General features: G+C 70.7%; 10 protein-coding genes. 9 read left to right on the top strand and 1 reads right to left on the bottom strand.

Translation table 11 applies throughout. The annotated features are described in order from the left end of the window. Positions 1 to 134: 134 nt before the first annotated feature. Positions 135 to 4082, bottom strand: a complete 3948-nt coding sequence (gene eccCa / locus ACIRBX_RS38090) for a type VII secretion protein EccCa (RefSeq protein ID WP_402305026.1) — start codon at positions 4080 to 4082, stop codon at positions 135 to 137. Between the two features lie 355 nt (positions 4083 to 4437). Between eccCa and eccD the strand changes: the two genes are divergently transcribed. From eccD to ACIRBX_RS38045, 9 genes are all read left to right on the top strand, one after another. Next, entirely contained in the window at positions 4438 to 5895 is a 1458-nt protein-coding gene (gene eccD / locus ACIRBX_RS38085; protein WP_402305023.1) for a type VII secretion integral membrane protein EccD, read from the top strand. A gap of 266 nt (positions 5896 to 6161) precedes the next feature. Then, a complete protein-coding gene (gene rpsO / locus ACIRBX_RS38080; RefSeq protein ID WP_345288773.1) occupies positions 6162 to 6452 on the top strand; it encodes a 30S ribosomal protein S15 in 291 nt (96 codons plus the stop codon). Positions 6453 to 6876: 424 nt separating this feature from the next. Continuing rightward, positions 6877 to 9090: a polyribonucleotide nucleotidyltransferase gene (locus tag ACIRBX_RS38075; RefSeq protein WP_402305020.1), complete on the top strand. Its 2214-nt coding sequence runs from the start codon at positions 6877 to 6879 to the stop codon at positions 9088 to 9090. A gap of 98 nt (positions 9091 to 9188) precedes the next feature. Beyond that, on the top strand, positions 9189 to 10541 hold the full coding sequence (locus ACIRBX_RS38070; RefSeq protein ID WP_402305018.1) for a M16 family metallopeptidase: 1353 nt from the start codon (positions 9189 to 9191) through the stop codon (positions 10539 to 10541). Between the two features lie 13 nt (positions 10542 to 10554). After that, positions 10555 to 11292 (top strand): 4-hydroxy-tetrahydrodipicolinate reductase, encoded by a 738-nt coding sequence (gene dapB, locus ACIRBX_RS38065; RefSeq protein ID WP_402305015.1) that lies wholly within the window; start codon positions 10555 to 10557, stop codon positions 11290 to 11292. 7 nt (positions 11293 to 11299) lie between these two features. Continuing rightward, positions 11300 to 11764: a hypothetical protein gene (locus ACIRBX_RS38060; protein WP_402305013.1), complete on the top strand. Its 465-nt coding sequence runs from the start codon at positions 11300 to 11302 to the stop codon at positions 11762 to 11764. Next, on the top strand, positions 11761 to 12483 hold the full coding sequence (gene thyX / locus ACIRBX_RS38055) for an FAD-dependent thymidylate synthase (RefSeq protein ID WP_402305010.1): 723 nt from the start codon (positions 11761 to 11763) through the stop codon (positions 12481 to 12483). Before ACIRBX_RS38060 ends, thyX begins: the two co-directional genes overlap by 4 nt. A 250-nt stretch (positions 12484 to 12733) precedes the next feature. Next, the gene (gene dapA / locus ACIRBX_RS38050; RefSeq protein WP_402305007.1) at positions 12734 to 13633 is read left to right on the top strand and encodes a 4-hydroxy-tetrahydrodipicolinate synthase; all 900 of its coding nucleotides are present in this window, start codon (positions 12734 to 12736) and stop codon (positions 13631 to 13633) included. 171 nt (positions 13634 to 13804) lie between these two features. Beyond that, positions 13805 to 15490: a ribonuclease J gene (locus ACIRBX_RS38045; RefSeq protein ID WP_402305004.1), complete on the top strand. Its 1686-nt coding sequence runs from the start codon at positions 13805 to 13807 to the stop codon at positions 15488 to 15490. Positions 15491 to 15819: the final 329 nt, after the last annotated feature.

Here is a 15819-nt window from a genome sequence, read left to right as displayed (position 1 = left end):
GGGGGGGGGGGGGGGGGGGGCCGCCCCCCCCCCGCGCCGCCGCCGCCCCCCCCCCCGGGCGCCCCCGGGGGGGGGGGCGGGGGGGCGGCCCCCCCCCCCCGGCCCCCCCCCCGCCCCTTCTGTCGTACCGGACTTCAGAGGGTCGGCAGCCAGCCCGTCTGGACGGTCTGACCGGCCGTCATCCGGCGGGTCACCAGGACACCCCGGCCCGGCGGCAGCGGCTGCGGCTTGACGGTGCCCAGCAGGGCGCCCTCGCCCTTGTCGCCGGACAGGATCAGACCCTGCCCGCCGAGCTCCTTCATCCGCTGCATGACCGGCTCGAACATCGAGCGGCCGGCACCGCCGGAGTTGCGCGCGATCACGATGCGCAGGCCGATGTCCCGGGCGAACGGGAGGAACTCGGCCAGCGGGGCCATCGGGTTGCCCGAGGAGGTGGCGACCAGCTCGTAGTCGTCCACGATCACGAACATGTCCTTGCCGGTGTACCAGCTGCGGTTGCGCAGCTGCTCCGGGGTGACGTCCGGACCGGGCAGGCGGCGCGAGCAGGCGCCGCGCAGCATCTCCACGATCGAGGTCATCGCCGGGGCGGCGGCCGCGTACTCCACCAGGTACTCCGGCGGGACGACGCCGAGCAGCGAGCGGCGGAAGTCGCCGACCACGATGCCGGCCTGCTCCGGGGTGTACCGCTCGGTGATCTGCTTGACCAGCATGCGCAGCACGGCCGACTTGCCGGACTCGCTGGCGCCGAACACCACGAACAGCGGGTCGGTCTCGAAGTTGAGGAAGACCGGGGCGAGTTCGACCTCGTCCACACCGAAGGCGACACCCAGCTCGGGGTGCTCGAAGCCCTTCGGCAGCGCGTGCCCGTCCAGCACCGACGGCAGCATCCGGACCTGCGGGGCGCGCGGCCCGGTCCAGGCCGCGTCCACCTGTGCGACCAGGTCGGCGACCCCGTCCACCAGGTCCTCCAGCCCGGAGCTGCCGTCCAGCCGGGGCAGGCCCGCCAGGAAGTGCAGCTTGTCCGCGGTGAGACCGCGGCCGGGCTGGCCGGCCGGGACGTTCTGCGCGACCTTGCGGTCGATCTCGGACTCCATCGCGTCACCGAGGCGCAGCTCGGTGCGGTTCTGCAGCAGGTCCTTCAGGGCCGGCCGGACCTCGGCGTAGCGGGCCGCCGTGAGGATCACGTGCACGCCGTAGCCGAGACCGCGCTGGGCGATGTCGGCGATGACCGGCTCCAGCGCCTCGAAGTCCTGCTTGAAGGTCAGCCAGCCGTCGATGATCAGGAAGACGTCGCCGAACTGCTCGTCCGGCAGCTGCCCGTTGGCCCGCCGGGTGCGGTAGGTGGCGATGGTGTCGATGCCGGTCGAGCGGAACAGCTCCTCGCGCCGGTTGAGCACCCCGTGCACCTCGCTGACGGTGCGTCGGACCTTCTCCACGTCCAACCGCCCCGCCACCCCGCCGACGTGCGGCAGGCCCTGGAGGCTCTGGAAACCGCCACCACCGAAGTCCAGCAGGTAGAACTGCGTCTCGGCGGGGGTGTGGGTGACCGCGAAGCCCGCCACCATGGTGCGGATCAGGGTGGACTTGCCGGAGCGCGGACCACCCACCACGATGCCGTGGCCGGCGGCGCCGGAGTAGTCCTGGTAGAGCACGTCGCGGCGCTGGTCGCGCGGCTTGTCGACGATGCCGACCGGCACCAGCAGACGGCCGAGCGCACCGTACTCCGGTGAGGTGAGGCCGCGTTCGGTCACCTGGAGCGGCGGCACCAGCTCGTTCACCGGCGGCGAGGTCTCCAGCGGCGGCAGCCAGACCTGGTGGGCCGGCGGACCCTGGGAGATCATCCGCTGCACGAACACGTCGAGCATGGTGTCGAGCAGCGAGTCGTCGATCTCCTCGGTCTCCTCGACCACCACCTCCTCGACCACCGGCTCGATCACCTCGACCTCGGCGGCGGTGAACAGCACCGGCTGGGCGGTGACCACCCGCCCGCCGGAGACCACCTGCTGGCCCGGCGGCCGGTACGGACCGGACACGTACGCGGCCCGGAACCGCTCCATCACGTCGGAGCCGAACTTGAGGTAGCCGACACCCGGGATGGGCGGCAGGTGGTACGCGTCCGGCACGCCGATCGCGGCCCGCGACTCGGCGGCCGAGAAGGTGCGCAGACCCAGGCGGTAGGAGAGGAAGGTGTCCAGACCGCGGAGCTTGCCCTCCTCCAGGCGCTGGGAGGCGAGCAGCATGTGCATACCGAGCGAACGGCCGATCCGGCCGATCTGGATGAACAGGTCGATGAAGTCCGGCTTGGCGGTGAGGAGTTCGGAGAACTCATCGATGATCATCAGCAGCGAGGGCAGCGGGTCCAGCGGGGCGCCGGCGGCGCGGGCCCGCTCGTACTCGTTGATGTTCGCGTAGTTGCCCGCCGAGCGCAGCAGCTCCTGACGGCGGTTCATCTCACCCTCGATCGCATCGCGCATGCGGTCGATCAGGGTGGCCTCGCCCTCCAGGTTGGTGATCACGGCGGCGGTGTGCGGCATCTCCGCCATGCCGGCGAAGGTCGCACCACCCTTGAAGTCCGCGAGCACCAGGTTGAGCACCTCGGAGGAGTGCGTGACCGCGAGCGCCAGCACGATGGTGCGCAGCACCTCGGACTTGCCGGAGCCGGTCGCGCCGACGCACATGCCGTGCGGGCCCATGCCCGCCAGCGAGGCCTCCTTGAGGTCCAGCCAGACGTACTCGCCGTTCTGGCCGACGCCCAGCGGCACCTTGAGCTTCTCCGAGACCGGCTTCGGCCGCCAGTGCCGGGCCGGGTCGAAGGAGCCCGGGTCACCGGTCTCCATCATCTCGGTGAAGTCCATCGAGACCAGCGACGGGTCGCCGTCGTCCCCGCCGGCCGACACCCGGAACGGCGCCAACTGCCGCGCCAGCGCCTCGGACTGCCAGGACGACAGGGTGTCCGGCTTGCCCGAGTACGAGGCACCGGAGGCCGACTCCAGCAGCAGCCGGTCCTTGGTCAGGGTGACCACCAGGTGGCCGCTCGGCTCGTCCAGGTCACCCGGGACGACCTCGATGATGGTGACGTTCTCGACGCCCTCGGCCCCGGCCAGCACCGAGTCGTGCGGGACGGCGGCGCCGTCCATCACCACCACCAGGTGCGGCTGGTCGGCGGACGGCACCGAGTCGCGGGAGAAGCCCTTGCGACCGTTCAGCTCGGTGGCCAGCAGCGCCTCCAACTCGCCCAGCCCGGTGGCGATCAGACGGCGCGAACCGGCGCCGTCGGTCTCCTTGCGGTGCTGGGTGTGCGGCAGCCACTTGGCCCACTCCCACTCCTCCACCGCGCCGGGTGCGGCGGCCACCCCGATGACCAGGTCGTCGGGGGAGTGCAGGGTGGCCAGCTGGGCCAGCATCGCGCGCACGTTGCCGTACACGGTGTCCGGGTCGCCGCAGACCGTGATGTGGTAGAAGGCGCGCAGCGAGACCGCCAACGGCAGGTCCTGCAGGGTGCCGTGGGAGGTCAGGAAGTCCTTCATGGCCGCGGCCGAGAGCGGCTCCAGCTCTTCCAGCGGAGCGGTCTCGGGGGCCTTCAGCGGGGTGTTCAGCTGCTGCGGGCCCTGGCCGAGGCGGATCTGCGCGAAGTCCGGGTCGCTCGGCCGCCGCTCCCAGAGCCGGCGGCCCTCGGTGACGATCGACCAGAGCTGGTCCGGCTCCGGGTGCAGGAACAGCTGCGCACCGCGCTGCCGGTCGGCGGTGCGGCGGACCTGACGGCGCATCTGCTGCAGGTACTTCAGGTAGTCCCGGCGCTCGTCGGCCGTCCCGGCGCTGCCGCCCTTGCGGGCCTTGACGATCTGCGCGACCGCCATCGCGGCCGTGGAGGCCACCATCAGCACGCCCATCATCTTCATCGGCCCCTGGCCGTTGAAGAGGAACGCCGCCGATCCGCCCATGCCCAGCAGCGGCAGCAGGGACATCATCCAGTCCTCGCCGCCGCCCCTCGGGAGCTCCGGTGGCGGCACCAGCTCCACCGGCTCGTCCGGGACCGCCGGCGGATACGCCCGCGCCGGACGCTTGACCGTAATCACACTCACTGGCATCAGCCCTCACGCACACGCAACTGGACACGTACGGGATTGAGGGCGCCCCGTGTGTGGATAGACGCCGCCCCCGCTCCGCCGATCGCAGGCGTCCCCGGGGTCGCGCGTCACCGCCCCCGTCCGCCCCGCGCAGGGGCCCACCCTACTGGGAGGCCGCCGACCGTTCGAGCACGGGGGCGTAACTCACCAGCCTCGCAACGGCTTGACGCTCCGTCCGGGGGCAGGTATCCCGGCCCGAACCATCTGACGGTAGGGTGTCGCCGCGCCAACTCTCGGCCGGGTCGTGACAATTGCCGGCCCCGAGCGGGCGCCAAGCTGACAACGGACACAGCAACAGGGGGAAGTGCCGGTGAGCTCTAACGCCACTACCGGATTCTGCCGGGTCACCGTCGTGGCGCCGGACAGCCGGATCGACGTCGCACTGCCGGAGGACGTCCCGCTCGCGGACATCTACCCCGAGGTACTGCGACTCTCCGGCCAGACCCAGGTGGACGGTGCGCCCACCGGCTTCCACCTGGTCCGCCGGGACGGCACGGTGCTGGACAGCGGCCTGCCGCTGGCCGCCCAACAGGTGCGCGACGGCGACCTGCTGAGCCTGCGTCCGTTCGCCGAGTCGCTGCCGCCGGCCGTCTACGACGACGTGGCCGACGCGATCGCCAGCGCGGTCGGCGCCGACCACCGGTTCTGGAGCCCGGAGCTGATGCGCTCCTTCGGCCTGATCGGCGCCGGGGTGCTGCTCACCCTGCTCGGCTTCGCGCTCTGGTTCGCCGACCTCAAGCACAACATGAACGGCCTGCCCGGCATCCTGGCCGGCGTCACCGCCGTCGTGCTGGTCGCCTTCGCCGGCGTCCGGGCCCGGGTCTACCAGGACCACGACGCCGCCGTCGCGCTCGGCCTCGGCTCGCTGCCGCACGCCCTGATCGCCGGCAGCGGCATCATCGCGGTGGCCCAAACCGGCGACGGTCCCGGCCGGCTCCAGCTGCTGGTCGGCTGCGTCACCGTCCTGGTGGTCTCGGTCCTGCTGGTCGGCATGCTGCCGGAGAAGGACTCGGTCTTCGTGGCCTCCGCCTTCCTGGCCTCCGCCGGCACCCTGGCCTCGTTCGCCGCCGTGCTGCTCTCCGAGACGCCGGCCACCGACATCGCCGCCGTCACCGGCGTCGCCGCCATCGCCGCGGTCGGCTTCCTGCCCGCGCTCTCCGCCCGCTTCGCCCGCCTGCCCGTCGGCTTCAGCGCCCCCGGCCAGACCCGCACCCGGGGCAGCTCCTACGCCGAGGAGGCCGCCGCCTCCGAGACCGTCCAGTACGAGCGGATCGCCCACCAGGCCCGGCGCGGCCACGAGGTGCTGGTCGGCCTGGTCGGCGGCTGCGCCGCCACCGTGATCGGTGCCTGCGCGGTGCTCGGCTTCAGCGACCGAACCTGGGCCGAGCTGCTGGCCCTGGTGATCGGCGTCTCGACCATGCTGCGGGCCCGGCTGTTCCGCTACACCGGCCAGGTCTTCGCCCTCACCATCGCGGGTCTGATCGGCCTGGCCCTGCTGATCATCGGCCTGTCGCTGCACACCCCCGAGTTCATCCTGACCGCCACCGCGAGCTCCTCGGTGGACCTGCGGACGGTCTGGCTCTCGGCGTCCATCGCGGCCGGCGCCGCGATCCTGACCGGCATCGCCCTGGTCGTCCCCAAGCTGGGCGTCTCCCCGTTCTGGGGCCGCATCCTGGACATGATCGACGGCCTGATGCTGATCGCCCTGGTCCCGCTGGCACTGGCCGTCCTCGACATCTACGGCCTGGTCCGCGGCGCCACCAGCTAATCGCCCGCTCGCCTCCGGGGCGCTCGTCCCGGTGTCGACGGTCATCGCTCCCTCGCTCGTGCCTCGCTCCCTCGCTCCTCCCTTTCGACACCGGCGCGCCCCTTCGGCTCGGGGCGGGTGGGGGAGGGCCGAGAGCATCCGCCCGTCGTCGCCCCTCACCCTGCGGTAAGGGGCGGCGGCGGGCGCTGGTACTCTTGGGCAGTCCGAGTTCAGTCAGATCCCTGTGCCGTCTACCAGGGTCACTCGGAAACCTTGAAGGAGATGCCGTGGCTCTCGCCGCTGACGTCAAGAAGCAGATCTTCGCCGAGTTCGGCCAGAAGGAGGGCGACACCGGCTCCCCCGAGGTGCAGGTCGCGATGCTCTCCCGCCGGATCTCGGACCTGACCGAGCACCTCAAGTTCCACAAGCACGACCACCACTCGCGTCGTGGCCTGCTGATCCTGGTCGGCCAGCGCCGCCGCCTTCTCCAGTACCTGGCCAAGAAGGACATCGAGCGCTTCCGTACCCTGGTGGACCGCCTCGGCATCCGCCGCGGTGCCGCCGGTGGCGCCCGCTAAGACCGCCGCAAGGGGCGGCTCCCCGAATCCGGGGGGCCGCCCTTCGCTGCTATCCGCACCGCACCGCGCACCCGCCGCACCGCACGCGCTCCAATGACGCGCTCGGTAGGGTGTGAATTTGTAAGGTGAGGGGCATGCCCGGTCATGGTGCCGACGCGAAGTCGGCCCGACCCAGGCAACAAACGCACTCACCCAGCGGGGAGAAGGGCCTCAAACGGAGGCCGCCCGCATCCGGAGGAGCGTCCAGACGCGACCGCCGACCAGGCCCGAGAGGCGCCGGTCCTCGGTAGTGGCCCCCGGGAGTCCCCAGCGCGGGAATCCCCGGAGGCTTCGATCGAAGACCGGCCCGACTGCCCAGGGCCGCCGGCAGACCGCAAGCGCAGGGACGCTCCTCCGGGACCGTACGAAAGAGGAGATCTTCCAGGTGGAAGAGAACGTGTTCTACGCCGAGGCCGTCATCGACAACGGCAGCTTCGGCACCCGTACCATCCGTTTCGAGACCGGCCGGCTGGCCCGTCAGGCCGCCGGCTCCGCCGTGGCCTACCTGGACGACGACACCATGGTGCTGTCGGCCACCAGCGCCTCCAAGCAGCCGAAGGAGCACTTCGACTTCTTCCCGCTGACGGTGGACGTCGAGGAGCGGATGTACGCCGCGGGCCGCATCCCCGGCTCGTTCTTCCGTCGTGAGGGCCGGCCCTCCGAGGACGCGATCCTCACCTGCCGCCTGATCGACCGCCCGCTGCGCCCGTCCTTCGTCAAGGGCCTGCGCAACGAGGTCCAGGTCGTCTGCACGATCATGGCGCTCAACCCCGACCACCTGTACGACGTGGTGGCCATCAACGCCGCCTCGGCCTCCACCCAGCTCGCGGGCCTGCCGTTCTCCGGCCCGATCGGTGGCGTCCGGGTCGCGCTGATCAAGGGTCAGTGGGTGGCCTTCCCGACCCACACCGAGCTCGAGGACGCCGTCTTCGACATGGTCGTGGCCGGCCGCACCCTGCCGGACGGCGACGTCGCGATCATGATGGTCGAGGCCGAGGCCACCACGAAGACCATCGCGCTGGTCGGCGAGGGCGCCGAGGCTCCCACCGAGGAGATCGTGGCCGCCGGCCTCGAGGCCGCCAAGCCGTTCATCAAGGTGCTGTGCGCCGCCCAGGCGAAGCTGGCCGCCCAGGCCGCCAAGCCCACCGGCGAGTTCCCGGTCTTCCTGGACTACCAGGACGACGTGCTGGCCGCCCTGTCGGACGCCGTCAAGGGCGAGCTGACCAAGGCGCTCACCATCCCGGGCAAGACCGAGCGCAACAACGAGATCGACCGGATCAAGGGCGTCGCGGCCGAGAAGCTGCTCCCGAAGTTCGAGGGTCGCGAGAAGGAGATCAGCGCCGCCTACAACGCGCTGACCAAGAAGATCGTCCGCGAGCGCGTCATCACCGACAAGGTGCGCATCGACGGCCGCGGCGTCACGGACATCCGGACGCTGGCCGCCGAGGTCGAGGCGATCCCGCGGGTGCACGGCTCGGCGCTGTTCGAGCGCGGCGAGACCCAGATCCTGGGTGTCACCACGCTGAACATGCTCCGGATGGAGCAGCAGCTCGACACGCTCTCCCCGGAGACCCGTCGCCGCTACATGCACAACTACAACTTCCCGCCGTACTCGGTCGGCGAGACCGGCCGCGTCGGTTCGCCGAAGCGCCGCGAGATCGGCCACGGCGCGCTGGCCGAGCGGGCGATCCTGCCCGTGCTGCCGACCCGCGAGGAGTTCCCCTACGCGATCCGCCAGGTCTCCGAGGCGCTGAGCTCCAACGGCTCCACCTCGATGGGCTCGGTCTGCGCCTCGACCATGTCGCTGCTGAACGCGGGTGTCCCGCTGAAGGCCGCCGTGGCCGGCATCGCGATGGGCCTGATCTCGCAGGAGATCGACGGCGAGACCCACTACGTCACGCTGACCGACATCCTCGGTGCCGAGGACGCGTTCGGTGACATGGACTTCAAGGTCGCCGGTACCCGCAACTTCATCACCGCGCTGCAGCTGGACACCAAGCTCAACGGCATCCCGGCCTCGGTGCTGGCCGCCGCGCTGAAGCAGGCCAAGGACGCCCGCCTGCACATCCTCGACGTCATGAACGAGGCGATCGACGCCCCGGACGAGATGTCGCAGTACGCGCCGCGCATCATCACCATCAAGATCCCGGTGGACAAGATCGGTGAGGTCATCGGCCCCAAGGGCAAGATGATCAACCAGATCCAGGAGGACACCGGCGCCGAGATCACGATCGAGGACGACGGCACCATCTACATCGGTGCCAGCGACGGTCCGGCCGCCGAGGCCGCCCGCACCACGATCAACCAGATCGCCAACCCGACCATGCCGGAGGTCGGCGAGCGCTACCTGGGCACCGTGGTGAAGACCACGACCTTCGGTGCGTTCGTGTCGCTCATGCCGGGCAAGGACGGCCTGCTGCACATCTCGCAGATCCGCAAGCTCGCCGGTGGCAAGCGCGTGGAGAACGTCGAGGACGTGCTGGCCGTCGGCGCCAAGGTCCAGGTCGAGATCGCCGAGATCGACCCGCGCGGCAAGCTCTCGCTGATCCCGGTCGTCGAGGGCGAGGACGGCGGCGACGCCGCTCCGGCCGCCGAGTGACGCTCCGTTAGTCGTACCGCGGCCCGCGCACTCCCCGGAGTGCGCGGGCCGCACCCTGTTCGTCGAATGTTCCCCCGTACCACCCTGGAAGGAAGCCCGTGGCCCAGGCCAGCGCGGCGCAGCAGCGCCCCGGCTCCACCCGGACCCTGCTCAAGGGCGTCGACGGAGCCGGCACCGTCCGCCGCACCGTCCTGCCCGGCGGTCTGCGGGTCGTCACCGAGACCCTCCCGACGGTCCGCTCCGCGACCTTCGGCATCTGGGTCGGCGTCGGCTCCCGGGACGAGACCCCGGCGCTGAACGGCGCGACCCACTACCTGGAGCACCTGCTCTTCAAGGGCACCGCCCGCCGCACCGCGCTGGAGATCTCCGCCGCGCTGGACGCGGTCGGCGGCGAGATGAACGCGTTCACCGCCAAGGAGAACACCTGCTACTACGCGCGGGTGCTCGACACCGACCTGCCGCTGGCCATCGACGTGGTCTGCGACATGCTCACCGGCTCGCTGATCCGCCCCGAGGACGTGGAGGCCGAACGCGGCGTCATCCTCGAGGAGATGGCGATGGCCGAGGACGACCCGGGCGACGTGGTGCACGACCTGTTCGCCAAGGTGATCTACGGCGACACCCCGCTGGGCCGCCCGATCCTCGGCACCCAGGAGACGGTCACCAACCTGACCCGCGATCAGATCGCCGGCTTCTTCAACCGCCGCTACAAGCCCGAGCAGCTGGTGGTCGCCGCGGCCGGCAACCTCGACCACGCGACCGTGGTCCGGCAGGTCCGCAAGGCCTTCGCGCCGATCCTGGCCCGCTCGGCCGGCCACCCCGCCGAGGTCCGCAAGGGCGTCCGCGCGCTGCGCACGGCGGGCAGGGCCGAGGTGCTCAACCGCCCGACCGAGCAGGCCCACCTGGTGCTCGGCGTGCCCGGCGTGCCGCGCCACGACGAGCGCCGCTGGGCGCTCGGGGTGCTGAACGCGGCCCTCGGCGGCGGGATGAGCTCCCGGCTGTTCCAGGAGGTCCGGGAGAAGCGCGGGCTGGCCTACTCGGTCTACTCGTACTCCTCCTCGTACGCCGACAGCGGCCTGTTCGGCATCTACGCCGGCTGCCAGCCCAAGCGGGTCGAGCAGGTGCTGGAGATCTGCCGCGAGGAGCTCGCCAAGGTGGTCGCCGAGGGCATCACCGACGAGGAGCTGCGCCGCGCGATCGGCCAGATCTCCGGCTCCACCGTGCTCGGCATGGAGGACACCGGCTCGCTGATGACCCGGATCGGCAAGGCCGAGATCAGCTACGGCCAGCACCTGTCGGTCACCGAGATGCTGGAGAAGATCGCCGCCGTCACCCTGGACGACGTCCAAGCGGTGGCCCGGGACGTGCTCGGCGCGCACCGCCCCTCGCTCGCACTGATCGGCCCGATCAACCAGAAGCGGGCCGACGCGCTCGCCGGCCTGCTGGCCTGAGAGGACTCCTGACATGACGTCTGTCGCCGTGATCGGCGCCACCGGCCGGATCGGCTCCGAGGCGGTCAAGGCCGTCTCCGCCGCCCCGGACCTGGAGCTCACCGCCGCGCTCAACAGCCGCTCCTCGCTGGAGGAGCTCAAGGGCGCCGAGGTGGCGGTCGAACTCACCCACCCCGACGCGGTGATGGCCAACCTGGAGCACTGCGTCCGCAACGGCATCCACGTGGTCACCGGCACCACCGGCTGGACCGAGGAGCGGCTCGCCACCCTGCGCGGCTGGCTGGCCGAGGCCCCCGGGGTCGGCGTGCTGATCGCGCCGAACTTCTCCATCGGCGCGGTCCTGTCGATGAAGTTCGCCCAGCAGGCGGCCAAGTACTTCGAGACCGTCGAGGTCGTCGAGCTGCACCACAACAACAAGGCCGACGCCCCCAGCGGCACCGCCGCCCGCACCGCCCAGCTGATCGCCGCCGCCCGCGAGGCGGCCGGCCTGCCCCGGCAGACCGACCCGACCAGCCACGGCCTGCCCGGCGCCCGGGGCGCCGACGTGGACGGCGTGCCGGTGCACTCGGTCCGGCTGCGCGGCCTGCTGGCGCACCAGGAGGTGCTGCTCGGCGACACCGGCGAGACCCTGACGATCCGTCACGACTCGCTGCACCACAGCTGCTTCATGCCGGGCATCCTGCTCGGCGTGCGCAAGGTGGCCGAGCACCCGGGGCTGACCTTCGGCCTCGAGCACTTCATGGAGCTCTGAGCACCGCATGACCTCCCGCACCGGCTTCTTCCTGCTCTCCGCCGCCCTGCTGGTGGTCTCGCTGATCTGCGTCGGCGAGGGCGTCCAGCTGATCGCCACCGGCAAGCCGCTCGGCATCGGGCTGGGCGTCTGCGCCTTCGTGGTGCCGGCGATCGGCGTCTGGTTCCTGCGCGCGACGGTGCGGTTCGGCCGGGCCAGCGAGCGGCTGGCCAAGGAGCTGGAGGCCGAGGGGGGCCTCCCGGTGGACGAGCTGCGCCGGACGCCCGGCGGGCGGATCGACCGGGCGTCCGCCGACGAGGTGTTCGCCCGCCGCAAGGCGGAGGCGGAGGCCGCCCAGGGGGACTGGCGGGTGTTCTTCCGCCTGGCCGTGGCGTACGCGGACGCGGGGGACACGCCACGGGCCCGCAAGACCATGCAGCACGCCATCAAGCTGCACGGGAGCAGTACCGATCCGATTGGGAGCAAGAGTTGAGCAGCGAAGTGAAGTTCCGCGACGACGTGACGGTGCAGCTGGTGCGCAGCGCCGCCGCCGACTCGGACGTCATCTGGTCCGCGCGGGTCTCCACCGCGGGTGAGCAGTCGCTGGAGGCGCTGCAGCAGGACCCGGAGAAGTCGGCCGGCCTGATCAACTTCCTGATGCGGGACCGGCACGGCACCCCGTTCGAGCACAACTCGATGACCTTCTTCATCAGCGCGCCGATCTTCGTCTTCCGCGAGTTCCACCGGCACCGCAGCGGCTGGTCGTACAACGAGGAGTCCGGCCGCTACCGCAACCTGGAGCCGGTCTTCTACGTGCCCGGCACCGAGCGCAAGCTGGTCCAGCAGGGCCGCCCGGGCCGGTACGAGTTCGTGGACGGCACTCCCGAGCAGCAGTCCGTGGTGACGGAGCAGATGGAGGCCGCCTACCGGGCCTCGTACACCGCCTACCAGGAGATGCTGGAGGCCGGGGTGGCCCGCGAGGTGGCCCGGGCGGTGCTGCCGGTCGGCCTGTTCTCCTCGATGTACGCCACCTGCAACGCCCGCTCGCTGATGCACTTCCTCTCGCTGCGGACCAAGAAGGAGAACGCCACCGTGCCGTCCTTCCCGCAGCGCGAGATCGAGATGGTGGCCGAGGGCATGGAGGCGGAGTGGGCGAAGCTCATGCCGCTCACCCATGCGGCCTTCGAGAAGCACGGCCGCGTGGCCCCCTGACCTGGGCCGACGGGCATAGGAGTGGTATGCCCGGCATGTCTGGATTGCGGTGTTTCTGAGCGCTCCCTAGGCTCAGGTCACGGATTCCGGTGCTGCTTGAACCCCCGAGCATGCAGCACCGGAATCCACATGCCAGGACCGGCCCGGGACCGGGACGCACGGCTGACGGGCCGTCAGTACCACGCCGCACCTGTCCGAACCCTGGACCGCCCCGGAACCCCCCGGGGTGACTACGAGTAGTTTTGGACCCATGGCTCCGACCTCCACCCCCCAGACGCCCTTCGGCCGGGTCCTGACCGCGATGGTCACCCCGTTCACCGCCGACGGCGCGCTCGACCTCGACGGCGCGCAGCGCCTCGCCACCCACCTGGTGGACTCCGGCAACGACGGTCTCGTGATCAACGGCACCACCGGTGAGTCCCCCACCACCAGCGACGCCGAGAAGGCCCAACTGGTCCGCGCGGTCGTGGAGGCGGTCGGGGACCGGGCGCACGTCGTCGCCGGGGTCGGCACCAACGACACCCACCACAGCGTCGAGCTGGCCCGCCAGGCCGAGGCGGCCGGGGCGCACGGCCTGCTGGTGGTCACCCCGTACTACAACAAGCCCCCGCAGGAGGGCCTGTACCGGCACAACGTGGCCGTCGCCGACGCCACCGGCCTGCCCGTGATGCTCTACGACATCCCCGGCCGCTCCGGCGTCGCGGTCAGCACCGAGACCATGGTGCGGCTCGCCGACCACCCCCGGATCGTCGCCAACAAGGACGCCAAGGGCGACCTGGTCGAGGCGTCCTGGGCGATCTCCCGCTCCGGCCTCGCCTGGTACTCGGGCGACGACGCGCTCAACCTGCCGCTGCTCTCGGTCGGCGCGGCCGGCTTCGTCAGCGTGGTCGCCCACGTGGTGGCCGGCGAACTGCGGGCGATGCTGGACGCCTTCCGCGGCGGCGACGTGGCGAAGGCCACCGCGATCCACCAGAGCCTGCTGCCGGTGTTCAGCGGTATGTTCCGCACTCAGGGCGTGATCCTCACCAAGGCCGCGCTCACCTTGCAGGGCCACCCGGCCGGACCGCTCCGACTGCCGCTGGTCTCCGCCACCGAGCAGGAGATCGCGCGGCTGAAGGAGGATCTCGCCTCCGGCGGGGTACACCTGTAGCAGACAAGACGTGCGCGCCCCGGCTCGCCGGGCCTCCCGAGGGCCTGTCGCTGGACCGGACCGAAGGCGCGAGGCATCAGACCTGGCAAGTAGGAAACCATCGAAGCGCGCACGCCACGTGGCACCGGGGGAGCCCCCGGGTCTCGTGGCGTGCGCCGTAAGGAGAGTCTTTTGAGCCACCCCCACCCCGAACTCGGCACCCCTCCGGCCCTGAAGCCGGGCGCGATCCGGATCACCCCGCTCGGCGGCCTCGGCGAGATCGGTCGCAACATGACCGTGCTGGAGCACAACGGCCGGCTGCTGATCATCGACTGCGGCGTGCTCTTCCCCGAGGACGAGCAGCCTGGCGTCGACCTGATCCTGCCGGACTTCACCTCCATCCGGGACCGCCTCGACAAGATCGACGGCATCGTCCTGACGCACGGTCACGAGGACCACATCGGTGCCGTCCCGTTCCTCCTGCGGGAGAACCCGGACATCCCGCTGATCGGCTCCAAGCTCACCCTCGCCCTGATCGAGGCCAAGCTCGCCGAGCACCGCATCCGCCCGTACGTGCTGGAGGTCAAGGAGGGCGACCGCGAGCGGATCGGCCCCTTCGACTGCGAGTTCATCGCGGTCAACCACTCCATCCCGGACGCGCTGGCCGTCGCCGTCCGCACCCCGGCCGGCATGGTCGTCGCCACCGGTGACTTCAAGATGGACCAGCTCCCGCTGGACGGCCGCCTGACCGACCTCCCGGCCTTCGCCAAGCTGGCCGAGGAGGGCATGGACCTGCTGCTGGTGGACTCCACCAACGCCGAGGTCCCCGGCTTCATCCCGCACGAGCGGGACATCTCCGCCGCGCTGCGCAACGTCTTCGCCAGCGCGGAGAAGCGCATCATCGTCGCCTCCTTCGCCAGCCACGTGCACCGCATCCAGCAGGTGCTGGACGCGGCCCACGAGCACAAGCGCAAGGTGGCCTTCGTCGGCCGCTCGATGGTCCGCAACATGGGCATCGCCCGCGACCTCGGCTACCTCAAGGTGCCGGGCAACATGATCGTCGACGTGAAGACCCTGGACGACCTGCCGGACAAGGACGTCGTCCTGGTCTGCACAGGCTCCCAGGGCGAGCCGATGGCCGCGCTGTCCCGGATGGCCAACCGCGACCACCAGATCCGGATCGTCGAGGGCGACACCGTCATCCTCGCCTCGTCGCTGATCCCCGGCAACGAGACCGCGATCTACCGCGTCATCAACGGCCTGACCCGCTGGGGCGCCAACGTCGTCCACAAGGGCAACGCCAAGGTGCACGTCTCCGGCCACGCCTCGGCCGGTGAGCTGCTGTACTTCTTCAACATCTGCAAGCCGAAGAACCTGATGCCGGTGCACGGCGAGTGGCGCCACCTGCGGGCCTGCGCCGAGCTCGGCATCAAGACCGGCGTGCCGAAGAACCGCACGGTCATCGCCGAGGACGGCGTGGTGGTCGACCTGGAGAAGGGTGTCGCCAAGATCGTCGGCAAGGTCCAGGCCGGCTACGTCTACGTCGACGGTTCGTCGGTGGGTGACATCACCGAGGCCTCGCTGAAGGACCGTCGGATCCTCGGCGAGGAGGGCTTCATCTCGGTCTTCGTGGTGGTCGACTCCACCAGCGGCAAGATCGTGAGTGGCCCGACCATCCAGGCCCGTGGCTCCGGCATCGACGACGGCGCCTTCGGCCCGGTGGTGGCCAAGCTCCAGGAGGGCCTGCAGAAGTCGGCCGGGGACGGGGTCCTGGAGGTCCGGCAGGTGCAGCAGCTGGTCCGCCGCATCATCGGCAAGTGGGTGGCGGACAACTACCGCCGCCGTCCGATGATCGTCCCGGTGGTCGTAGAGGTCTAGTCCTCTCGGTTTGACTTGGGGCAACCCGGTGCGTAATGTTCTCCGGGTTGCCCCAAGTGGTCGGCGGAACTTCTCCGAATAAAATCGGGAAGGGAAAACGGCCCGAGAAACTCTGATAGAGTTCGGGAGCGCCGAAAGGCCGAAGCGAAATCGGAAAGCGAAACTCCGGAAAACGGAGCGGAAAACATCTGATAAGCTGAGAACACGAAAGACAGAACGAAGCGCCCGGAGGGGCTGCCGGAAGGCAGACCGAAGGAAGCCACCGTTCCTTGAGAACTCAACAGCGTGCCAAAAGTCAACGCCAGATATGTTGACATCCCCGGCCGAGC

Origin of the sequence: Kitasatospora sp. NPDC096147, from assembly GCF_044763225.1 — a bacterium.
GTDB lineage: Bacteria > Actinomycetota > Actinomycetes > Streptomycetales > Streptomycetaceae > Kitasatospora.
This window is presented reverse-complemented; position numbering and strand designations above follow the sequence as displayed.